Here is a 22996-nt window from a genome sequence, read left to right on the forward strand (position 1 = left end):
CCTCTTTCTCAGCCGGAGCCGAGCTCGCGGCGGAGGGCGGCGACGACGCGGGTCGCGTGTTGCCGGCGCTCGCGGAGGGAGCCGGCCTGCTGGGCGGCGGCGAGGCCGTCGACGCCGGCGATGAAGCGCTCGAGGTGGGCCAGCGCCTGGCCCTTGCCGCCGACGGCCAGCAGCGCGCGGGCGAGGCCGTAGTGGGCCTCGAGCGAGTCGGGCACGGCGCGCAGCAGCTGGCGGTAGCCGGCGATCGCGGTCTCCGGGTCACCTGTCCGCAGGGCCAGGGCCGCGAGGTTGGCCTGGGCCTCGTGCTGACCGGGGTCGCAGCGCAGCGCCTGGTCGAAGTGGTCGCGGGCGCCGTCGAGGTCGCCGACGGCGGCCAGCAGCGCGCCGAGGTTGGTGTAGGCCGCGGCGAACTCGGGGTCGAGGTCGAGGGCGCGGTCGTAGGCCTCGCGGGCCTCGGTGAAGGCCGGGTCGTCGGGGTCGTCGCCCGACCACGCGGCCTCGCGCTCGCAGGCGTAGAGGAACCACTCGTAGGCGCTGCGGTCGGGCGTCGGGCCCTGCGGGCGCGGCATCGCCAGCACCTGCGCGACCTCTTGGTGCAGCGTCTGCACGTTGAGGTCGAGCAGCACCTGGCCGGTCGCGGCTTCAGGCTGTGGGTCTGGTCTTCGACGACCACGCGCTCGTGCTCGCAGCGGACGCGCAGGCGGGCCAGCGGTTGGTCGACCTCGGGCAGCTTCACGCGCAGCGAGTCGAGGCTGCGGCGCACCCGTTGCAGCGGCATCCCGGCGCCGAGCAGCTCGCGGGCGACCTTGATGGCGATGAGGTCGCGGAAGCTGTAGAAGGTGCGCCCGCGGACGCGGATCGACGGGCTGATGAAGCCGGTCTGGGCCCAGTAGCGCAGGCGGCTCTCGGGCAGCTCGAACAGGCGCGACACGTCGCGCACCGCGTAGGCCGACTGCGCCGACGGGTCCGACGTTGCGATGGTGGTCTCGGTCGTCTCGCTCATCGCTTGCTCGCCTCGCGTGCGGTCTCCAGCGATACCATGGCATCGCCGTCGATGAAGACTCGGGTGCCCTCGCTGCGCACGTGATGATCGATCTCCACGTGCAGCTGCGCGGCCGGCACACCCGCCAGCCGCGCCAGCTCCGGCCGCGCCAGCGCCACGAGCTTCTGCCGCACGCGCACGCTGCCCAGCATCAGCTCCGCCAGCTTGTCCGCGGTCGCCACGTCGGCCGGCTCGCAGAAGTGGGCCGCGCAGCGCCGAGGTCGACGGTCACCATGACCGTCGCGTAGAACCGGTGGCCCGGCGCGCGGCGCCCGCGACCGAGCTCCGGCCCGGCCTCGATCACCAGCTCGCCGTACTTGAACAGCAGCTCGAGGGCGCTCGGCGCCAGGATCTCGCGGATCTCTCGCCGGATGAGCTGGACCTTCTGGACCTTCACCCAGCCCGGTTCGGGCAATTGCGCCTTGGGCGCGGATGCAGCGCGGGGTCTTCGGGCGGCGGCGGCCATGGGTCCACAAGTATGTGCATGTAGGACATGCACCTCCAATTCCTGCGGGCGCGGGACCGCCCCCAGAGCGGGTATCCTGGGGCCATGCCGATCGCCAAGCATGCCCGGGGGGACGTGCTGTTCGTGCTCGACCCGCTCGAGACGATCCACCCAAAGAAGGACAGCTCTTACCTCATGATCGCCGAGGCTCTGCGGCGTGGATATCAGCCGTGGTCGGTCGAGCTGCCCGGGCTGCTCCTCCGCGGCGCCGAGGCCGTCGCGCGCGCCGTGCCGCTGGGGCTCCACGAGCCCGGCGCGCCGCTCGCCCCGGCCGGCGACCCGCAGGTGCGCGCGCTGGCCAGCTTCCGCGTGGTGGTGATGCGCAAGGACCCGCCGGTCGACCCCGACTTCGTGACCGCGACCTGGTGCCTCGACCGGGCGGTGAGCCACACGCTGGTGATCAATCAGCCGCAGGGGCTGCGCGACCTGAGCGAGAAGCTGGCGATCCTCGACTTCCCGGAGTTCATCCCGCGCACGTTCTTGCTGCGCAACATCGGCGACCTGCGCGACGCCCTCACCGAACTCGGCGGGCAGATGATTCTGAAGCCGGTGTTCGGATTCGGCGGACGCGAGGTGCTCATCGCCCGCGACGGCGACCCGAACCTCAGCACGTTGTTCGAGCTGGCGACCCGCGACGGCCGCACCTGGACGATCGCGCAAGAGTTTGTGCCCGCCGCCAAGCACGGCGACAAACGTATCTTGTTGGTGGACGGCGAGCCGATCGGGGCGGTGATGCGGGTCCCGGCGGAGGGCGAGCTGCGCAACAATTTCCATGCTGGCGGCAGCCTGGCGCTGACGCAGCTCAGCGCCCGCGACCGGGAGATCTGCGCCGCCCTGGGGCCTTTCTTGCGCGAACGGGGCCAGTTCTTCGTCGGCATCGACGTGCTCGGCGAATTCCTCACCGAGATCAATGTGACCAGCCCGACCGGCATGCAGGAGATCAATCGCCTCGGCGGCCTCACCGGCGACGAGACCATGCAGGCGAGGTTCTGGGCCGCCCTCGAGCCGCGGCTGCGCTAGCACCGCCGCGCGACCCAAGCCGCGCGATTGATGCTAGATTGAACTCGCCCCCGATGTCCAACCCGACTGAGCTCGCGACCCTGGTGCGCGCCGCGATCCCGCGCCTCTACGCATTCGCGTACGTGATGTGCGGCGCGCGTGACGAGGCACTCGTCCACGTCCGCGAGTCGCTCCGCACGCTCGACCGCGACGCGCTGCTGGCCGCCGAGCGCCCCAACGATTACCTGCTCGGCAAGCTGGCCCGCGGGATCGAGGAGGCGCTCGGGCGCAAGGCCGACCACAGCTTCGTCATCCTCGACAACCTGCTGCGCAGCGAGGAGACCCAGCCGATCGACGCCGAGAAGCCGCCGATCGAGGGCGACCTGAGCCGGCTGCCGGTGCTGCTGTGGGAGCTCAAGCGCACCTGCCTGGCGTCGGTGCTCGGCGCCTTGCCGCCGGGCGTGCGCGTGTCGTTCGTGGTCACCGACCTGTTCGGCTTCCCGCCCGGGGCCGCGGCCGAGCTGCTCGGCATCAAGGAGAGCGCCTTCCGCGTCCGCCTCACCCGCGCCCGCCGCCGCCTCGAGGACTACCTGGCGCCCCGCTGCGGCCACATCGACCGCCACAACCCCTGCTATTGCGAGGGTCGCCTCAACCTGGCCCTCGAGACAGATTTCGTCAGGCTCCCGCCGCACACCGCCGACGTGCCGGCCGCCGCCTACAACGACGAGCCCGAGCACCGCGACATCGCCGAGCTGTACCGCACCCTCCCGCCCGTCCAGCCGTCCCCCGAGCAGTACGAGGCGCTCGTCGGCGTGGCCCTCGGCGACGACGGGGTGCCAACATAGTAGGAAACGCCCGCGCGGCGGGCGGACACCAGTAGTAGGAATGGACGGCGGGTCCCGGGGCCCTCTCGGGGCGGGACGCCCCGCAGACGACGTGGGTTTCGGATGTCCTGAAGGACAGGTCACGGCCGCCGGCCGGTGTCCGCCGGCGCTCGCCTCCGGAGGGTCATGGGCGGTCGCGCCGGGCGCGGCGTTCATGGATGTCCTGAAGGACAGGTCACGGCCGCCGGTCGGTGTCCGCCGGCGCTCGCCTCCGGAGGTCATGGGCGGTCGCACCGGGCGCGGCGCTCATGGATGTCCTGAAGGACATGTCACGGCAGGAGCCGCCGCAAGCCCGCGGCATCGAGACGAACGACATGTCCTGAAGGACATGCCAGCGTGACCCTCGCCGCGAAAGAGGTCACTCCGGCTCGTCGCCGAGGACCTGGACGCGCAGGCGGGCGGCCCAGGCGTCGAGGTTGGCGAGGGTGCTCTGCAGCAGCACCGCCGAGGTGCTCAGCTCGCGCAGGCGCTCTTCGAGCAGCTCGCGACCGCGGCGCAGGCGGGTCTTGGCGGTGCCGACCGGTATCGAGAGCACCTCGGCCAGCTCGGCCGCGCTGATGCCCTCCCAGTAGTGCAGCTCGAGCACCACCTGGTAGTCGACCGGCAGCCGGCGCAGGCCCTCGAGCAGCAGCCGCTGCTCCTGCCGCGCCGCGACCGCGCTGATCGGCGACGACAGCTCGTGCGCCGAGTCCTCCGCGAAGTCGACCCGCGCCTCGGCGCGCCGCTGCTCGCGGTAGTGCTTGCACAGCACCTTGTAGGCGATGGCGAACAGGTAGCTGCGGAAGGCCGCCTCGTGGCGGAAGCGCTCGCGGCCCTCGAGGCAGGCGAGGAAGGTCCGCTGGATCAGGTCCGGCCCCGCCTCGCCGACCTTGTTGCGGAAGAACCGCGCGATCGCGGCGTAGTGGCGCTGAAACAGGCGCTTGCCCGCCTCCCGATCGCCGCCGCGCCAGGCGTCGACGAGCGCCGCGTCGCTGTCCTCCACCACCGGGCGGCGATGCTAACAGACTGCCGCGAGGGCGGGCCGCGGGCCGAAGTCAGCGGCCCCAGGCGAGAGTCCTGCCGAAGCCGCCGCGAGCGCGTCGTCGCCGGTCGCTCGCGCAGGTGGACGAGCCGCGGCTCGGCGCCGGCGACGAGGCCTCCCCGGCCGCGGTCGACGACGCCGAGACCAGAGTGCGGACGAGGTCCTCGCGGACGCACGCGTGGCGACGGCGGACGATCGGAGCCACGGCCGACGACCGGATCTCGCAACGAGAAGGACGGCTCGGACGAGGCCCGCGGCCGCATCCGCGGGGCGGCGCTCGCGGTCCGCCGGGTCGCCGCGGCGAGCGAGCTCGGAGCGGCTCGATACCAGCCGCACGAGCGATCCCCCTGCGCTCGTCTCGACGCGCCCGGACAGAGCAGCCTCACGGCGATGAGCGATTTCGCACCCTGGCTGCTCCCGCCGGGGGATCTCAGCCCCCAGCCCGCTCGCGCGGCCACGCCCCGGTCCGCACCCCCGGCCCGTTCCCCGCCAGGCCGGGCCGCTTGGCTGCCAGGGCCACCGCGGTCGGGAAGAGCGGCGCGTTCGTGCGCGTACGGGGGCCGGGCGTCCGACGGGCCTCTCGCGAATGCAGACTTCCTCGTCCCGGATGGCCCCGTCACCATTCTCCGGGTTCGCCGTAGCGAAAAAAGTTCCCAGGGCCGCGATCCAGCAGGCCCCTTCCGGGACAGCACCCTGAAAGCCGGTCGTCATGCCAGGGCTCCGAGACCGAATCCGCGCGTTGTCGTCCTCCTCCTCGGGAGAGCCGACGCTGCAGCACACGCCGGCCGGGGCCACGCCTGACGGGCGGCAGATCGACCCGAACGCGCCCACGCTGATCCCGATCGTGCCGGCCGACACCCGGCCGCTCGCCCGCCCGCCGCGCGTCGAGGAGGCGCCGCCGCCGGCGAAGATCGGCCGCTTCACCGTGCTGCGCGAGCTCGGCCGCGGCGGCACCGGGGTGGTCTACGCCGCCTTCGACGAGCAGCTCGACCGCAAGGTCGCGGTCAAGCTGCTGCACTCCGAGACCCGCGAGGACGTCGCGCGCGCCCGCCTGATGCGCGAGGCGCAGGCGATGGCCCGGGTGTCGCACGCCAACATCGTCGGCGTCCACGAGGTCGGCACGTTCGGCCGCCAGGTCTACGTGGCGATGGAGTTCGTCCGCGGCATGACGCTGCACGCCTGGCTCAAAAGGCAGCGGCGCAGCTTCGCCGAGATCGCGGCGATGTTCGTGCAGGCCGGGTCGGGGCTGGCCGCGGCGCACGAGGCCGGGCTGGTCCACCGCGACTTCAAGCCGGCCAACGTGATGGTCGGCAGCGACGGCCGCGCGCGCGTGCTCGACTTCGGCCTGGCCCGCGCCGAGCTCGAGCCCGGGCCGGCACCTGGCCTCGGGGACATGCGACCCGCCGAGGCGCACGCCTCCGCGGTCGCCAACCTGCGCTCGCTCGACGCCTCGATCACCGTCACCGGCGTCATGCTCGGCACGCCGGCGTACATGTCCCCCGAGCAGTTCCTCGGCGGCCGCGTCGACGCGCGCGCCGACCAGTTCGCGTTCTGCGTCGCCCTGTTCGAGGCGACCTACCGCGAGCGCCCGTTCAAGGGCGACACCCTGGCCGAGCTGATGTCGAGCGTGCTGGCCGGCCAGGTGCGCGACGTGCCGGCGCCGGCCGGGGTGCCGCGAGCCGTCCGCGCGCTGCTGCTGCGCGGCCTGGCGCGCGACCCCGACGCTCGCTGGCCGAGCATGCGCCCGCTGCTGGCCGAGCTGGCCAAGTTCGCCCGCCCGCCGGCGCGCCGCAGCTGGGCGATCGCCGCCGGCGTGGCGGCGACCCTGCTCGGCGGCGGCGTCGGCCTGGCCTATCAGACAGGTGCGTTCGCCGAGGCGTGCAGCGGCGAGGAGCGGCTGTCGGCGGTGTGGAACCACGACGTCCGCGAGCGCCTCGCCGACGTCGCGCGGGCCTCGGGCGTGGCCCAGGCCGAGGCGGCGTGGTCGCGCGCGGCCGCGGCGTTCGGCAGCTACGGGGCCGAGTGGGCCGAGGCCTACGGCGAGGCGTGCCGGCAGGAGTCGGCCGAGCAGCTCGACCTGCGCATGACCTGCCTGGGCGAGCGGCGCGACCGGCTGGCGGCGGCGATCGACATGTTCGAGCGGCCCGACGACATGCTGGTCGCCAAGGTCGACGAGCTGACGGCCAGCCTGCCGAGCATCGCCCAGTGCAGCGACGACAAGTACCTGCGGGCCAAGGTCCCGCCGCCCGACCCGGCGGTGGCCGACAAGGTGGCGGCGGCCCGCGCCGAGCTGGTGCGCGCCGACACGCAAGAGCTCCTCGGGCGCTTCGACGAGGCGGTGAAGGTGCTGGGCGCCGCCGAGGCGGCCGCGGCCGCGACCGACTACCTCCCGGTGCAGGCCGAGCTGGCGTTCCGCCGCGGCTCGGTGCGCGAGAACGACGGCGACTACCTCGGCGCGCGCGCCAGCCTCGAGGACGCGTTCTTCCTCGCCATCGCCGCCGGCCACCAAGAGGTGGCGATCGACGCCGCCACGCGCCTGGCCTACGTGGTCGGCCGCCGCCTGTCCGACTCGTTCGCCAGCCGCGACTGGCTCAAGCACGCCGAGATCTACGCGGCCCGCAGCGGCGACCCGATCCGCCGCGCCCGCGCGCTGACCAGCCGCGGGGCGATCGCCAACCTCGCCCGCGAGCACGGCGAGGGCCGCAAGGCCCTCACCGAGGCGATGCGCCTCTACCACGAGGCCGGCCAGGAGGACACGGTCGACTTCGCCAGGGCGCTGCGCTTCTACGGCGACAACCTCATCGGCAACGGCGAGACGAAGCAGGGCATCGCCCAGCAGGAGCGCGCGCTCGCCATCATGCGCGCCAAGCTCGGGCCGCAGCACCCCGACGTGGCGATGATCCACAACAGCCTCGGCCTGGCCCTCCGCATCGACGGCCAGTACGAGCGGGCGCTGGCGGTGTTCAAGGAGGCGCTCGACGCCGCGGTCGACCTGCCGAACCAGCGCAACCACGTCTACATGACCCTGTGGGCCAACACCGGCTTCGCGCGCGAGGCGATGCAGCAGCTCGAGCTGGCCGAGCAGCCGCTGCGCGAGGCGATCGCGGTGCTCGAGCGCTCGAGCGACCGCCTGCTCGGCGACAGCTACGAGATGCACAACAACCTCGCCATGCTGCTGCGCAAGCTGAAGCGCCCGGCCGAGGCCGAGGCCGAGCTGACGGCCACGCTGGCGCGCGCCGAGAAGAGCTGGGGCCCCAGCGATCCGCGGCTGACGCACGTGCTGCTCAACCTGGCCGAGCTGAACCACCTCGAGGGCCGCCCCGAGGCGGCCGTCGCCTACGCCGAGCGGGCGCTGGCGCTGACCCGCCGCGACCCCAACCCGGCCAACGAGCACTGGCACTACTACGCGATCTGGCGCCTGGCGCTCGCGCTGGCCGGCGTCGGCGAGGACGCGCGCGCGACCGGGCTGGCCCAGGAGGCCCGCGCCTTCGCGGTCAAGCAGCGCATGGACAGCAAGAAGTGGGTGACGGAGATCGACGACTTCCTCACCAAGCAGGCGATGAAGCGCGGAGGCCAGCGATGAGCGGACCGACCCTCTCCCCCGAGGTCCTGCGCCCGCAGGTCGAGGGCGACTTCGCCAACGAGCGCGTCAAGCAGGCGATCATGGCCAGCCTGTTCGACGAGCCGGTCGCGCCCGGCAAGATCGGCCGCTTCACCGTGCTGCGCGAGCTCGGCCGCGGCGGCACCGGGGTCGTCTACGCCGCCTACGACGAGGAGCTCGAGCGCAAGGTCGCGGTCAAGCTGCTCCACTCGGAGGCCACCGCCGACGTGGTCGAGGCGCGCACCCGCCTGCTGCGCGAGGCCCAGGCGATGGCCCGCCTGTCGCACCCCAACATCGTCAGCGTCCACGAGGTCGGCACCCACCACGAGCAGGTCTACGTCGCCATGGAGTTCGTCCACGGCGTGACCTTGAGTACATGGCTCAAGAGACAGCAACGGCCGTGGCGCGAGATCGTCGACGTGTTCCGCCAGGCCGCCTCGGGCCTGGCCGCCGCCCACGAGGCCGGGCTCGTCCACCGCGACTTCAAGCCGCAGAACGCGATGGTCGGCGACGACGGCCGCGTGCGCGTGCTCGACTTCGGCTTGGCCCGCGCCGAGGGCGACCCGCAGCTGTTCGCCGACCTCGAGCGGACCCGCGAGCAAGGGCTCGGCTCCGGCTCGTCCGCCGGCGCCAGCCTGCGCGCCCTCGACACCTCGCTGACGCTCACCGGCTCGCTGATCGGCACGCCCGCGTACATGGCCCCGGAGCAGTTCCGCGGCGACCGGGCCGACGCGCGCTCCGACCAGTTCGCGCTGTGCGTCGCGCTCTACGAGGCGCTGTTCCGCAGCCGCCCGTTCCCCGGCGACAACCTCGCCGAGCTGATGCGCGCGGTGCTGGCCGGCCACCTGCGCGAGCCCGGCAGCGCCAAGGTCCCGCGGGCGCTGCGGGCCGCGGTGCTGCGCGGCCTGCAGGTCCGCCCCGAGCACCGCTACCCGTCGATGGACGCGTTCATCGCCGCGATCGACCGCGTGGTCGAGCCGCCGCGCACCGCCTGGCTGGCCGCCGCCGGCCTCACCGCGGCGTTCGCCGCGGTCGGGGTCGGTCTGTCCTATCAGACAGGTGTGGACATCCAGGTGTGCGAGGACCGGGCGCGGCAGGAGATCGCAGAGGTGTGGAACCCGGGCCGCTTCGCCGGCATCGGCGCCTCGCTGCGCGCGGTCGATCCCACGGTGGCGCAGTCGTGGACGGTCGCGCGCCGCCAGTACGACGAGTACGCCGAGCGCTGGGTCGAGGTGGCGGCCGACGCCTGCGTGGCCGCCGAGGTCCGCCACGAGCAGTCGCCCGCGCTGTACGAGCTGCGGCGGGCCTGCCTCGGCGACCGCCTGCGCGACTTCAAGGCGGTGCTCGACCTGTTCGGCCGGCCCGACGTGGCGCTCGCGGTGCACGCGTCCGACCTGGTCGCCGGGCTCGAGTCGCCGCAGTCGTGCTCCGACCCGCTCGAGCTGCAGCGCCACGCGACGCCGTCCGGCGACCCCGAGCTGGCGCGCACCCTGGCCGAGCAGCACGCGGCGATCGCCCGCGCCGAGGCCCACCGCCGCGCCGGCAAGTTCGGCGAGGCGCTGGCGGTGCTCGACTCGCTGGCGCTGCCCGACGGCCAGCTGCCGCTGCGCGCCGACTACGAGCTGACCCGCGGCCGCGTGCTCGTCAGCAGCGGCCGGCCGAAGGACGCCCTGCTGTCCCTTCAGACAGCTTACTTCGCGGCCCTCGAGTCGGCGCGCGAGCGGGTGGCGATCGCCGCGGCCATCGAGCTGGTCCAGGTCACCGGCGTCCACCTGGCCGACTTCACGGCCGCCGAGCGGTGGGTTCGCCACGTCGATGCTTTGCTCGCCCGCGGCGGCGCGCCGCCCCAGCGGGCCGCCCTCGCCGAGGCCCAGGGCCAAGTCGCGCTGGCCACCGGCCGCCACGCCGAGGCCCTCGGCCACTTCGAGCGCGCGATCGCCATGCACGAGGCGGCCGGCTCGTCGCACCTGCCCGAGGTCAGCGTGCTGTTCCGCCTCGCCTCCGACGCGGCCACCAGCCTCGGTCTGCTCGACAAGGCCGAGCAGCACGTCGACCGCGCCCTCGTGACCCTGCGCGAGCGCCTGTGTGACGCGGGCACGACGACCGCGAAGACGGTCGACTACGACACCCTGATCGCGGCCGGTGACGCGGCCCCGCCCGAAGCCGGCTGCTGCCAGAGTCACCCCGAGTTCGCGGCCAGCCTGCGCTCCGCCGGGATGCTGGCGCTGCGCCACGGCCAGTCCGACGCGGCCGCGGCGATCTTCGAGCGCGCCCAGCAGGGCATCGCCGGCCTGGTGCCCGACGACAGTCACCTCGCGCTGCAGCTGACGAACGGCGCGGTCGAGGCGCTGATGCAGCGCGACGACCTGGCGCAGGCGGTCCGGCTGATCCGCCGCGCGCTGTTCGGGGCGACCAGCGCGACGGTGGGCCTGCCGATCGACGCGCGCCCGCTGCACCCGGAGCTGTTCAAGCTGCGGGTGTGGCTGGCGCGGGCGCTGCTGCGCCAGGGCGATCTCGCCGGCGCGGAGGCGGAGATCCGCGCGACCGTGGTCGACGCGGAGCGCGCGTGGGGCGAGGACGAGCCTTACATCGCCAGCGCGCTCGAGGTGCTCGCCGAGATCCTCGCCAACTCCGGCCAGACCACCGAGGCGGTGACCGTGGCCGAGCGCGCCTACGCAGTCGCCAGCGCCCGCGGCGAGCTGGTCCAGCCGTCCCTCCGCTACGCCAGCGCGTTCCGCCTGGCCCGCTCGCTGGCCCGCGCGGGCCAGAGCGAGCGCGCCGAGCACGTCGCCGAAGAGGCCCGCGCCCTCGCCGCCGCAGCCAGCGACGTCCGCATGGTCGCCGCCGTCGACGCGTGGCTGCAAGAGCGCAAGAGCGGCTAGCGCCCGCGGACAGGGCGCTGCCCCTGACGATGCGAGCGCAAGGAGCCGCACGCGGCCGACGAGGCGCGACGGCAGGCCGCGCGAGCGCCACCCGGGCGCGCGCGGCCGAGGAGGCGCTCCGCGAGCGGGGCCGACGAGGCGCGACGGCAGGCTGCGCGAGCGCAAGAACGACCGGCGCGACCGGCGAGGCGCTGCGAGCGGCCCTCGCTGGCGCCTGCCGTGCCGGCTCGGTCCGCACTCGCGCTCGTGGAGGGGTGCATCCAATGACCATTCGGACATGTCCAAGAGGACATATGCTCGGACGCGTGTCCGTGGCGCTGATGAAGACCTGTCGCAAAGGACATGTCGGACGGCTGTCCGCAGTTCGCTGCCGCAGATGTCTCAAGAGCCAGCTCCGGTGCGCCCCGAAGCGCAGGCGCAGACGGCGCGACCCTCGGCCGCGGGGAACTGTGTTGCTGCGCCCCGTCGAGCTCGCCTACGCTGAGATGCATGAAGGTCGCCCCGCTCCCGCAGGATGAACCCGAGCGACTGGCGGCGCTGCGCGGCTACGCCGTCCTCGACAGCACGCCCGAGGCCGACTTCGACGAGCTGACGCGCTTCGCCTCGGAGCTGTGCGGCACACCGATCGCGCTGGTCAGCCTGGTCGACGCCGGGCGGCAGTGGTTCAAGGCGCGCGTCGGCCTCGACGCCGCCGAGACGCCGCGCGACATCGCCTTCTGTTCGCACGCCATCTTGCAGCGCGGCGTGTTCGAGGTCGAGGACGCGAGCGCCGACCCACGCTTCGCCGACAACCCGCTTGTGGCGTCGCAGCCGAACATCCGCTTCTACGCCGGGGCCCCGCTGGTCAACGCCGAGGGCTTCGCGCTCGGCACCCTGTGCGTCATCGATCGCGTGCCGCGTCACCTCGACGCGGTGCAGCGCCAGGGCCTCACGGTGCTCGGTCGTCAGGTGATCGCGCAGCTCGAGCTGCGCCGACAGCTCGTCGAGCTCGCCCACGCGCGCGACCGGGCCCTCGCCGGCGTGCGCGCCAAGGACGTGTTCCTCGCCACCATGGGCCACGAGCTGCGCACCCCGCTCGGCGGGATCCTCGGCCTCAGCGAGCTCCTGCTCGAGGGCCCCGTCGGCGCGCAGGGCGGCAGCGCCGACGACCTGCGGGCGATCCACCGCGCCGGCTCGCACCTGCTCGAGGTCGTCGAAGACATTCTCGGGTATGCCCAGCTCGAGCTCGACCAGCCGCGCCTGCGCTCGCGCCCGTTCGACCTCGGTGAGCTGCTGGCCGACGTCGAGGCGACCGTGCGCCCGCTGCTGCGCGGCCGCGCCGTCGCGCTGAACGTCGCCCGCGGCCCGGCGCCGATCGTCGCCGACCCGACCCGCGTGCGCCAGATCGTCTACAACCTGGTGGCCAACGCGATCCGCTTCACCGAGCGCGGCTCGGTCGACGTCACGCTCGCGCCCGGTGATAGCACGATCGCCGTGCGCGTCCGCGACACCGGCGTCGGCATCCCGCGAGAAAAGCTGGCCCTGCTGTTCCAGGACTTCTCCCAGGTCCACGGCGACCACGAAGCCGAGCTCCGCGGCTCCGGCCTCGGCCTCGCCATCAGCCGCCGCTACGCGCGACTGATGGGCGGCGACATCGTCGCCGAGAGCGAACCCGGCCGCGGCTCGACGTTCACGCTGACGCTCCCGCGCGAGACCTCTTAGATGATGTGACATGCTCGAAAGAGCATGTCATCAACGCGCTCGATGTTCGTGATTGACGAGCGCCCGCAGAGAAGCGCCATCTCAGGTTGTTTGTCCACGACTAGCATAGTAACTGGCGAATGCGTTCGCCAAAAGTCTGTGTTTAGAGATTACGCGAATCGTGGATTGGGTCGTACGCTCAACGAGACGATAGCTCTCCTCGCCCCGGACGAGATCGAGATCGAGGCTGTTCTCAAACAGGCGCCGCAACAAACCAGCGCAAGATTCTACTGAACGGGCTACAAGGATACCATTCAAGACACCCGTGCTCAGGATGACTTGCAGAGCAAGGGGATGCTTTTCCCGAAACAGCGAAGCGCGGCGCTCGAAGCGCACGGCCGAGGCAACGAGAATGCCCTCGATGTCCTTTCGGAGCCCATCAGGGATGCTTGGAGGTGAATCCGGAGTAGTGGTCACGCCGCGTAACCACTCCAAATAGATTCCGCGTGTTTCCTTGAACCGCTCGGTCTCGGCGTCGAGTCCGAAATCGGCCCAATGACGCGCGACAGTGCGCGCGATCACGTTGTCCGAGGCTCCCGTGAGTCGCCGAGTGAGAATCGCACCAAGGATGGCTTCATTATCCATCGCCGGAGAGAGCTCGTCTGGATCAAGGCCGTGCAGCATGCGACGGAGATCATCTTCGGGTGCCATGGCTAACGCCGAGGAATCCAAATCTAGCTCTGGAACCACGAGTTTTGGGACATAGACGATTACAGGTTTGCCTTGTCCCAGCGCCACCGATGCCTCAGAGTCTTTCCCGAATGTGTCACCTTTCTGGGCCATGTATATGGTAGCCTTTGAGCGTCGAAGCATCAGGGCCTCGACGAGCCCTTTGGCGATTCGATCTTCAACCCAAGACTGTGTCGGGTTGAAGTATCTCAGCTTCAGCGGTTTCACTTCAGGATGCTCGAAGAGCTGCAGCACGAATCGATTCACGGACACAAAATCCGAGTCCTCTCGCATCGACGTGGCAACGTATACGTCCATGTGGTCGGCGGCGAGGTACTGCGACAGGTTGCGCAAGCCGGCCGCCTGAGTCGCAGCGATCCGAGCGCGGTCTGTCTCGTCTTTTGGTGCGAGGTTCTCCGCTTCTGCCTCCAATTCCTCGGGCGCCGGGCTGAACAGGGGCGACATGGGTCCGTGGTCCAATCGCGACCAATTTCCGAAGCAAAGACTCCATCTCTCGGCGCCGCTTCGGCTTATACTTTTCGATATCACCTCGCCCCTTCTCGCGAATGAACGCAGCCATCTCCCGCAGCCACGTTACGAGTTCTTCGCGCTCCTTCCGTTCCTGTTCAAGCTTTGCCGCGGCGATGTACCCTAAGTCACGCAGGTGTCCCTCGTCGATGTTCTCAACTCGGTTCCATGGCGCTCGATTGCGGTATTCGTCCAACGTGCGGCTTCCAAGGTCAGCCACCAAGTTACGAAGGTCACCGCGGTTCATCGCGGCGTATGCCTGCATGAAAGTAGGGAATAGGCGGATAGCCTCAGACTGATAGCGTTTCACTGCCAGCGAGAAGTGGCCCTGATCTTGAAATGAATCGGCCTTGAAGTATCGTTCGAAGAATTGCTGCGACACGGGAGCGATGCCATAGAACACCTGGATCTCCCGCAGTGTATCGAATGCCTGTTGGTTAGTTAGAGCCGCCCCCATGAGCGCCGTGATCGCTGTCTCCACGGCAAGTGCCGCTTGCCCGTCCAAGTCAGCGATAGACACTGTCTGTCCCACTAATTCTCCTAGCTCGGCCTCAAACTCGACACGCCGCGCCGCCTCTGGTCGAAGGAACGGTTGAACAAGGCCATCCGGAAGGTCCAGATGCTTGGCGAGCTTCCTCAGGTGGTCTGCGGCTGGTAGCCGATGTCCCTGCTCAAGATGCGCCACGGCGGTTCTTGGTACGTCACCTGCGTGTTTCGCTAGTTGTTCCTGTGTGAGACCGCGATGCTCACGAAACAGCCGTACCAGGGCGCCCAGCTCTTCAAGGGTATGGATGGCCATACAATCTCCCGGAAGTTCATGACTATTCATGGAATCCCATCGGAATGCAAGACCCTACGCCGATGGGATTTAAGTTATGGGATAACACTGTTCGCTGACATTATGCTCGGATACGCGCCGACACGGTGTGGATCACACTGCGTCGCCTGATCCTCGCGATGGCGCCGATGCGCGCCTCGCGGAGGAGGGGCTTCGTGTCGAGCACGCACTGCTCGCCGCTCGACGTGCCGGTATTAGGCCGAAGCCTCTCTCAGGTCAGCTTCTCACGGCTGTAGCCGGTCCTTCCCCGGACCCCCGCGAGGCGCAGTCGGCAGTCGCGAAGCACGACAAGACAATCGTCGAGCAATGAGCATCACTCCGGCGCCGGCGCGTACAACGAGAGCCCGCGATAGTTCGGATCGACCCGCAGCGGCACCTTCAGCGAAGGCAGCGCCCGCTGCTCGCAAGCCGTGCGCTCGCACAGCCTGCAGCTCACCCCGACCGGCGTCACCAGCCCTGGATTGTGCAGATCGACCCCGTCCGCGTACACCAAGCGCGGCGCGTGTTCGACCGTGCACCCCAGGCCGATCGCCTGCACCGGCTGCTGCGCATGATATCCCCCGAGTCTTTCTGAATCGTGCGAGCGATACAAAAGAAGCTCGCCCCTTCGGGCATGCGCGACACCTGCACGCGGATCATCCCGGGCGTCTGGAACGCGGTGAAGATGTTCCAGCGCGGGCACACCCCCGCGTAGCGGGCGAAGCGGATCCCGCTGGCCGAGAAGCGCTTGGAGATGTTGCCCGCCACGTCGATGCGCACCATGTGGAACGGCACTCCTTCCTGCGTCGGCCGGCGCAGGGAAGTCAGGCGGTGGCACGTCTGCTCGAAGCCCACCCCGAAGCGGCGGCCGAGCACGTCGATGTCGTAGCGCAGCTCCTCCGCCGCGCGCAGGAACTCCGCGTAGGGCATCCACACCGCCCCCGCGAAGTAGTTCGCCAGCGCCACGCGGGCCAGCGCCCGGCTCTCGGGGCTGGTGAGCAACGGGTCGCGGCCCAGCCCGTCGAGCACGTCCGCGTGGGCGATGAGCGCCACCTGGGCCGCCAGCTGGAACAGCCGCGAGCGCGTCGGCAGCAGCTCCGACAGCGTCAGCACCCGGCTCTGCGGGTCGAAGCGCCGCAGCGCCGCGCCCGGCTGCCCGCAGCGGGCGATCTCTACCCGCACCTCGCACGCGCGCGCCAGGTGACGGACCAGCGCCCCGAAGCGGTCGAGCTCGCCGAGCCCTGCCTCGCGCCGCAGCAGCTCGGCCCGCTCCTCGAGCCCCGGGAAGTAGTTCATGTGCTGCTGCAGCAGGTCGCTGACCTCCTCGCTCGGCAGCGACGAGCGCGACGCCCCGCCCGCCTCGTCGCCCGCCTCGAGCCGCGACGACAACGCGTCGGTCGCCCCCTGCGCCCCGCGGTACGCCCGGTACAGCTGCAGCACCGCCCGCGCCGCCGCCGGGCTCGCCGACGCGACCTCGCGGATCTCCGTGTTCGTCAGCGGCGCGCCCTCGAACAGCGGGTCGGCGAACACCTCGAGCAGGTCGTGCACCAGCCGCGCGTCGTCCTCGCCGGCGAACGAGGCGAGGTCGACCTCGAGCACCCGCGCCAGGCGGATGAGCAGCGGCGCGGGCAGGGCCCGCTTGTCGTGCTCGAGCAGGTTCAAGTACGACGGCGAGACGTCGAGCCGCTGGGCCAGCTCGGCCTGCGACAGCCCGGCACAGCGGCGCAGGCTCCGGATCTTCGCGCCGAATCGCGGGGCGTCGTGGGCGCCGGCGGCGGGCTTCGGGGGGCGCTCATCGACACGATTTACAGCATGACATCCCGGTGTCGACAATGGTGAAATGCCGTTGCAACCCTTACAGCTGCGCTTGATTGAGTCCTGCATCGACTCGGTCCATTGTCACGGGCGTCGATGCAGCCGCTCTCCACACCCCCGGCGTGATCCTGCGCGGCCCCCGCGTCCCCGGCGATTTCACCGTCCTGAGCCATGAAGCCCTGGCCTTCGTGGCCGAGCTGCAGCGCCGGTTCGGGCCGCGATTCGCCGGCAGATGGTGGCACGCCAGGCTCGCCAGTGCCGCCTCGACCGCGGCGAGCGGCTGGACTTCGCCCGCGACACGCGAGACCTGCGCGAGGCCGCGTGGACCTGTGGACCTGCCCCGGAGGACATCCTCGACCGCCGTGTCGAGATCACCGGCCCGGTCGAACGCAAGATGATCATCAACGCCCTCAACTCGGGGGCGCGCGTGTTCATGGCCGACTTCGAGGACGCGACCGCGCCGACGCTCTACAACCTGGTCGACGGCCAGCGCAACCTGATCGACGCCGTGCGGCGGGAGATCCGCCTCGAGCAGGGCGGCAAGCTCTACGAGCTGGCCGAACGGACAGCCGCGCTGTTCGTCCGCCCGCGCGGGCTCCACCTGCCCGAGGCGCACGTCCTGGTCGACGACGCCCCGGCCCGCGGCTGCCTGGTCGACTTCGGCCTCTACGCCTTCCACAACGCGGCCGAGCGGCTGCGCCGCGGCCTCGGCACCTACGTCTATTTGCCCAAGCTCGAGAGCGCCGCCGAGGCGCAAGTGTGGGCCGACGTGCTGCGCGCCAGCGAGGAGATGCTCGGCCTGCCGAACAGCACGATCCGCGCCACCGTGCTGATCGAGACCCTGCCGGCCGCCTTCCAGATGCACGAGATCCTCCACGCCCTGCGCGAGCGCTCGGCGGGGCTCAACTGCGGCCGCTGGGACTACATCTTCAGCTTCATCAAGCGCCGCCAGGGCGACCCCGCCACGCTGCTGCCCGACCGCGCGCTGGTGACGATGGACCGCGGCTTCCTCCGCGCCTATTCGCAGCTGCTGATCCAGACCTGCCACCGCCGCGGCGTGCACGCGATCGGCGGCATGGCGGCGTTCATCCCGATTAAAAACGACCAGCGGCGCAACGCCGAGGCGATCGCCAGAGTCCGCGCCGACAAGGAGCGCGAGGTGCGAGACGGCCACGACGGCACCTGGGTCGCGCACCCCGGTTTGGTGCCGATCGCCCGCGAGGTGTTCGACGCCCACATGCCCGGGCCCCACCAGATCTGCCGCGTCCGCGAGGACGTGCACGTGCAGGCGGCCGACCTGCTTGCCGTCCCCTACGGCCCGCGCACGGCCGAGGGCCTGCGCCGCAACATCGCCGTCGGCGTGCAGTACATCGAGGCCTGGCTGCGCGGCGTCGGCTGCGTGCCGCTCTACGATCTGATGGAGGACGCCGCGACCGCCGAGATCTCCCGCGCCCAGGTGTGGCAGTGGCTCAAGTACTCGGCCACCCTCGAAGACGGCACCGCCCTCGACTTCCCGCGCGTGCGCGAGGCGATCGACGCGGTCGAGGCCGAGCTCCGCGCCGAGCTCGGGCACGAGCGCTACGCCGCCGGCCGCTTCGCCGCCGCCCGCGCCCTGTTCGAGCGCCTCGTCGCCGCCGAGCGCTGCGAAGAATTCGACGCTGCCCGCCTACGAGGCCCTCGTCGCCGACGACGTGACCGCGGTGGAGCCCGAGCTCGCCGCCCAGTGACCTGACCCGAGAGACATGCGCGTCGGGCCCTCGCCCGCGCGGCGCTCTTTGCCCATTCGACAAGCTTCGGCGACACGATCGCCGGGGAGAGGACAGCCATGGACATCGTGCATCCGCAATCGAGCCCGATCCTTCGCCCGTACAGCCGCGCCGACGTCGAGCGCCTGCGCGGCTCCTTCACGATCCGCCACACCCTCGCCGAGCTCGGGGCCGCCCGCCTGCGCGAGCTCCTCGCCGCCCGCCCGTTCGTGCCCGCGCTCGGGGCGATGAGCGGCAACATGGCGGTGCAGCACGTCAAGGCCGGGCTCGAGGCGATCTACGTGTCCGGCTGGCAGGTCGCCGCCGACGCCAACCTCGCCGGGCAGACCTACCCCGACCAGAGCCTCTATCCCTGCAACAGCGTGCCGGCGCTGGTCGAGCGCATCAACCACGCGCTCTTGCGGGCCGACCAGATCGACAGCGCCGAGGGCCACAAGGGCCGCCGCTACTGGCTGGCGCCGATCGTCGCCGACGCCGAGGCCGGCTTCGGCGGGCCGCTGCACGCTTATGAATTGACGAAGGCGATGATCGCCGCCGGCGCCGCGGCGGTTCACTTCGAGGACCAGCTCGCCTCCGAGAAGAAGTGCGGCCACCTCGGCGGCAAGGTGCTGGTGCCGACCCGCCAGTTCGTGCGCACCTTGACCGCGGCTCGCCTGGCCGCCGACGTGCTCGACGTGCCGACCCTGATCGTCGCCCGCACCGACGCCGACGCGGCCAAGCTCATCACCTCGGACGTCGACCCGCGCGACCGCGAGTTCATCACCGCGGCCGAGCGCACGCCCGAGGGCTTCTTCCGGCTCCGCGGCGGCCTGGAGGCCGCGATCGCCCGCGCCCGCGCCTATGCGCCGCACGCCGACCTGGTGTGGTGCGAGACCTCGACGCCCGACCTGGCGCAGGCCCGCCGCTTCGCCGAGGCGGTGCTCGCCGAGCAGCCCGGCAAGTGGCTCGCCTACAACTGTTCGCCCTCGTTCAACTGGAAGAAACACCTCGGCGAATCGACGCTGCGCACGTTCCAGCGCGAGCTCGGGGCGATGGGCTACAAGTTTCAGTTCGTCACCCTCGCCGGCTTCCACGCCCTGAACCACGGGGTGTTCGAGCTGGCCCGCCGCTACCGCGACGACGGCATGGCCGCCTACGCCGCGCTGCAGGAGGCCGAGTTCGCGGCGGAGGTCCACGGCTACACCGCGACCCGCCACCAGCGCGAGGTCGGCACCGGCTATTTCGACGCGGTGGCCGAGATCATCTCCGGCGGCGACACCTCGACCCTGGCCCTCAATGACAGCACCGAGGCCCACCAATCCCACGACCCGCCCCGGCCGCGCGCGATCGCCTCGTGAGGCCGACGGGTTTCGTCCGGACGAATGCGCGGGGTCGGAGCCGTGGGTCTGGCTTGAATGCGAGGAGACCGGCTCGAGCCGTGGATGGATCTCCATGACACCTCGAGCCGTTCGACTGTGCCGAATGAATCGACGATACGAAGGCTCCGGTCGGGAGCCGCGATCCGCGTCGAACGACGGTCGACAGCGACTCGCCGGGCACCGGCCCGGCCGCGCGCAAACGCGCGGGTCGGCCGTGAACCGGGCGTACGACGGCGCGCGGCGCTTATTCAACCGGTGTTGATCCGCGCTGGAACAAGCTCGTGAAGTACAAGACTTCGCATGCAGCAACAACTCGTCCTCGAAGACTTCAACCTGGGCGCCGCCGAGCGCCGCCTCTGCACCACCGCCCTCGAGCGCGCCGGCAACATCGTCGGGGCCGCCCAGCTCCTCGGCATCACCCGCCACGCCATGAAGCGCCGTATCATCAAACTCGGCATCGACTGGCCGCGCCGCGTGACCGCCCCGGTGGTGTCCGCCAGCTGACCCGGGCGCGCAGATCCGCGCTCGCTTCGCTTACGCCTATTGTATTGAGCTGATTCGCCGACCGCTCCTCCGCGCAATCGCTGGCGCGCGATGGACCCGTCGATCGCGGTATCGATGGTCGGCGTCAAAACCTACGCATGGCTCGAGGGTCATGACATTCGCTTAAAAAATAACTGTCACCCAGCCGGGCGTGCGAGGGCCGCGATGCGGTCTCGCAGCCCTCCGCCCGCCGCTCCCGGCTCGGGCTCGATGCGACCTCGCCGATCGGCGGGGCCGCACCATTTCATTTAAACGTCGCGTTCGCAGCGGACGTCGAGCAGGACGAAGCGGTCGCCGCCGCGGACCAGCTCGAGGCCGCGGCGGAGCGCCTCGGGCACCGCGTCGGGGCGATCGACGCGCACGCCGACGCCGCCGCAGGCGCTGGCGATCTGGTCGTACGCCGGGTCGGCCCCGAGGTCGCACAGCGCGAAGTTGCCGGTCGCCTGGGCGTGGCCGCCGGGGAAGTCGCCGCGCGTCGACTTGCGGATGGTGCTCCACGCGCAATCGTTGAACACCACGATGAGGATCGGCAGGCGGTGCGCCGTCGCGGCGTGCAGCGCCGACAGCGGCGTGTTGAACAGGAAGCTGCCGTCGCCGACCGCCGCGATCATCGTGCGGTCGGGACGGGCCATCTTGCCGCCGAGGGCCGCGCCGAGGGCCCAGCCGAGGCCGCTGGCGATCGAGTTCTCGAACCAGCTGTCGGGCAGCCGGCGCGGCACCAGCAGCGGGTCGAGCGGGTACTCATTAAAAATCACGACCTCGTCGTCGACCGCCTGGCCGACGCAGCGCGACAGCCAGCGCTTGGTGATCGCCGGGCGGTGAGCGTCGGTGTCGGCGGCCACGCGGGCGTTGGCGAACGCCACCTCGTGCTCGATGCGCAGCGCCCCGCGGCGGGCGACCACGTCGGGGACCGGGTCGGCGTCGAGCAGGCGGGTGAGCAGGCGCAGGCTCTCGGCCGGGTCGCCGGGCAGCGCCAGGTCGCTGGGGAAGCCGCGCAGCGGCAGGTCGGAGAACAGCGGGTCGACCCCGATCTGCACGATCGGCGGCACCTGTCCGTGCGGCAAGGCGACGAACGCGGGGATGAACGGCACCGGGTCCTCGACCGCGAGGATCAGGTCGGCCTGCGGCACCTGCGTGCCCGGGTCGAAGCCGAGGTGGACCGGACAGTGCGTCGCCAGGTTGAAGAAATTGCGCTTGCCGAACTCGACCACGCCGATGCCGTGGCGGGTCGCCAGCTGCCACAGCGCCTCGGGCCCGCCGCGGTAGCGCCCGAGCTCGGCGGTGAGGATCAGCGGCCGCTTGGCGTTGCGGATCGCGTGGGCCACGCGGGCGAGCGCGACCGCGTCGGGGCGGGCCGGCGGGTTCGGGCGCAGCCGCGGCCGCGGCGACACCGGGGCGTGGCTGGCCGGCGCGCACAGGACCTCCTTGGGCAGCGTCAGGTAGACCGGGCCCGCGGGGTCGCTGTCGGCGATCGCCAGCGCGCGGTCGACCGCGACCTCGAGGTGATCGGCGGTGGCCAGGCGGTAGTCCCACTTGGTGAACTCGCGGAAGTAGGCGGCCTGGTCGAAGCTGTCCTGGCCCCATTGCACGAAGTTGGTGCGGTGGCCGGGGACCGCCGGCGAATCGGTGTAGGGCGTGAGGCCGGCCATCACCAGCATCGGCACGCGCGCGCGGCGGGCGTTGATCAGGCCGAGGCCCGGATTGGCGGTGCCCACATTGACGTGGGCCATGACCGCGGGGACCTGTCCCGAGAGCAATTGATAGCCGTGGGCCATGGCGATCGCGGTGTTCTCGTGGGCGGCCGCGACCACGCGCGGGGCGGGGGCGCCCGGGCGCGCCAGCGCCTCGATCAGCGGGGTGAAGTCGGTGCCCGAGTTGCTGAACAGGCACGGGACGTCGCGGCGATGCAGCTGGTCGAGCAGCGCCTCGGCGACGGTGGCGGCGCTGCCGGCGGCCGGCGGCGCGGGGGGCAGGGCCAGCGCCTGCGGGGCGCGGGCGCGGGCGCGGCGGAGGAACGGCACCAGCGCCGCGTTGAAGGCCTCGGCGCGGTCGAGGTTGCAGAAGTGGCCGCCGCCGGCGAGCACCCGCAGCTCGGCCATCGGCACGCGCGCGAACAGGTCGAGCAGCAGCGGGTCGACCGGGGTGATGCGGTCGTCGCTGCCGCCGACGAGCAGCACCGGCACGTCGATCCGCGGCAACAGGTCGCGGTAGTCGACCTGGAACATCGCGTGCCACGACTGCAGGAACACGTCGCGGTCCTTGCCGCCCTCGATCGCGATCGCGGCGTCGATCAGCTCGCGCGGGGCGTCGCTCGCGTACAGGTTCGGCATGTCCATGGCGGCGCTCTCGGCCATCGACATGCGGTTCAGCTTGTCCTGCATCCACGTCCGCCGCGCCTCGGCCTGCGGGTGGAAGCACCACGTGGCCGCCAGGGTCAGCGACTGCACCCGCTCCGGCGCGCGCGAGAAGATCTCCTGCGCCACCACGCCGCCCATCGACAGTCCCACGAAGTGGGCGCGGTAAAACCCTGCCTCTTCGACCAGGTCGATCGCGTCGTCGGCGAAGTTCTGGATCGAGATCTCGGGCCGGTCGGCGCTGAAGCTGCGGGCGTGGCCGCGCATGTCGAAGGTCAGCGTGCTGTAGCGCGCCCGCAGGGCCTCGACCTGGGGTCGCCATGTGCTGTGGTCGCCGCCGACGGCGTGGAGGAAAACGACGAGCTCGTCGCCCCCCTGGGTGAGCGCGGTGTGGATACGGGGCATCGGCCCGCGAGGGTAATGCGGTGGGCGGAGGTGGGCAAACCATGCGACAATGCCGCAGCTGACGAGA

13 protein-coding genes and 4 pseudogenes are annotated in these 22996 nt (G+C 71.3%); 8 read left to right on the forward strand and 9 right to left on the reverse strand.

What is annotated here, in order from left to right; translation table 11 throughout:
- Positions 1–8 precede the first annotated feature (8 nt).
- The 4 genes and pseudogenes from OV079_RS41295 to OV079_RS41305 all read right to left on the reverse strand — a co-directional run bounded on the left by OV079_RS41295 (position 9) and on the right by OV079_RS41305 (position 1508).
- Positions 9–626 (reverse strand): tetratricopeptide repeat protein, encoded by a 618-nt coding sequence (locus OV079_RS41295; RefSeq protein ID WP_267775202.1) that lies wholly within the window; start codon positions 624–626, stop codon positions 9–11.
- Between the two features lie 128 nt (positions 627–754).
- Positions 755–1003: pseudogene (locus OV079_RS59460) on the reverse strand (helix-turn-helix domain-containing protein); the annotation flags it as partial.
- On the reverse strand, positions 1000–1224 hold the full coding sequence (locus OV079_RS41300) for a hypothetical protein (protein ID WP_267775203.1): 225 nt from the start codon (positions 1222–1224) through the stop codon (positions 1000–1002). The gene OV079_RS41300 and the pseudogene OV079_RS59460, both read right to left, overlap by 4 nt.
- The gene (locus OV079_RS41305) at positions 1194–1508 is read right to left on the reverse strand and encodes a hypothetical protein (protein WP_267775205.1); all 315 of its coding nucleotides are present in this window, start codon (positions 1506–1508) and stop codon (positions 1194–1196) included. Before OV079_RS41305 ends, OV079_RS41300 begins: the two co-directional genes overlap by 31 nt.
- 84 nt (positions 1509–1592) lie before the next feature.
- Between OV079_RS41305 and gshB the strand changes: the two genes are divergently transcribed.
- Positions 1593–2567, forward strand: a complete 975-nt coding sequence (gene gshB / locus OV079_RS41310; RefSeq protein ID WP_267775206.1) for a glutathione synthase — start codon at positions 1593–1595, stop codon at positions 2565–2567.
- 53 nt (positions 2568–2620) lie between these two features.
- On the forward strand, positions 2621–3391 hold the full coding sequence (locus OV079_RS41315) for a sigma factor-like helix-turn-helix DNA-binding protein (protein WP_267775207.1): 771 nt from the start codon (positions 2621–2623) through the stop codon (positions 3389–3391).
- Positions 3392–3788: 397 nt separating this feature from the next.
- On the opposite strand, the gene OV079_RS41320 is transcribed toward OV079_RS41315, so the two are convergent.
- Entirely contained in the window at positions 3789–4415 is a 627-nt protein-coding gene (locus tag OV079_RS41320) for an RNA polymerase sigma factor (RefSeq protein ID WP_267775209.1), read from the reverse strand.
- 775 nt (positions 4416–5190) lie between these two features.
- Here OV079_RS41320 and OV079_RS41325 point away from each other — a divergent pair.
- The 3 genes from OV079_RS41325 (at position 5191) to OV079_RS41335 (ending at position 12635) form a co-directional block, all read left to right on the forward strand.
- The gene (locus OV079_RS41325) at positions 5191–8034 is read left to right on the forward strand and encodes a serine/threonine-protein kinase (RefSeq protein ID WP_267775210.1); all 2844 of its coding nucleotides are present in this window, start codon (positions 5191–5193) and stop codon (positions 8032–8034) included.
- Positions 8031–10934, forward strand: a complete 2904-nt coding sequence (locus OV079_RS41330) for a serine/threonine-protein kinase (RefSeq protein ID WP_267775211.1) — start codon at positions 8031–8033, stop codon at positions 10932–10934. The genes OV079_RS41325 and OV079_RS41330 overlap by 4 nt, the downstream gene beginning before the upstream one ends.
- Before the next feature lie 489 nt (positions 10935–11423).
- Positions 11424–12635: a GAF domain-containing sensor histidine kinase gene (locus OV079_RS41335; RefSeq protein WP_267775213.1), complete on the forward strand. Its 1212-nt coding sequence runs from the start codon at positions 11424–11426 to the stop codon at positions 12633–12635.
- Positions 12636–12716: 81 nt separating this feature from the next.
- On the opposite strand, the gene OV079_RS41340 is transcribed toward OV079_RS41335, so the two are convergent.
- The 3 genes and pseudogenes from OV079_RS41340 to OV079_RS41350 form a co-directional block, all read right to left on the reverse strand.
- Positions 12717–13808 carry a hypothetical protein gene (locus OV079_RS41340; protein WP_267778897.1) on the reverse strand — a complete coding sequence of 364 codons (1092 nt, stop codon included), beginning with the start codon at positions 13806–13808 and terminating at the stop codon, positions 12717–12719.
- Positions 13809–14478: 670 nt separating this feature from the next.
- Positions 14479–14700: pseudogene (locus OV079_RS59465) on the reverse strand (helix-turn-helix domain-containing protein); the annotation flags it as partial.
- A gap of 322 nt (positions 14701–15022) precedes the next feature.
- Positions 15023–16572: pseudogene (locus OV079_RS41350) on the reverse strand (helix-turn-helix domain-containing protein).
- 11 nt (positions 16573–16583) lie between these two features.
- Here OV079_RS41350 and aceB point away from each other — a divergent pair.
- The 3 genes and pseudogenes from aceB to OV079_RS41365 all read left to right on the forward strand — a co-directional run bounded on the left by aceB (position 16584) and on the right by OV079_RS41365 (position 20131).
- Positions 16584–18230 (forward strand): annotated as a pseudogene (gene aceB / locus OV079_RS41355) (malate synthase A).
- A 98-nt stretch (positions 18231–18328) separates the two neighbouring features.
- Positions 18329–19606 carry an isocitrate lyase gene (aceA, locus tag OV079_RS41360; protein ID WP_267775214.1) on the forward strand — a complete coding sequence of 426 codons (1278 nt, stop codon included), beginning with the start codon at positions 18329–18331 and terminating at the stop codon, positions 19604–19606.
- A 321-nt stretch (positions 19607–19927) separates the two neighbouring features.
- Positions 19928–20131 carry a helix-turn-helix domain-containing protein gene (locus tag OV079_RS41365; RefSeq protein ID WP_267775216.1) on the forward strand — a complete coding sequence of 68 codons (204 nt, stop codon included), beginning with the start codon at positions 19928–19930 and terminating at the stop codon, positions 20129–20131.
- A gap of 287 nt (positions 20132–20418) precedes the next feature.
- On the opposite strand, the gene OV079_RS41370 is transcribed toward OV079_RS41365, so the two are convergent.
- On the reverse strand, positions 20419–22929 hold the full coding sequence (locus OV079_RS41370) for a thiamine pyrophosphate-requiring protein (RefSeq protein ID WP_267775218.1): 2511 nt from the start codon (positions 22927–22929) through the stop codon (positions 20419–20421).
- Positions 22930–22996 lie beyond the last annotated feature (67 nt).

The organism is Nannocystis pusilla (assembly GCF_026626665.1).
Classification (GTDB): Bacteria; Myxococcota_A; Polyangia; order Nannocystales; family Nannocystaceae; genus Nannocystis; species Nannocystis pusilla.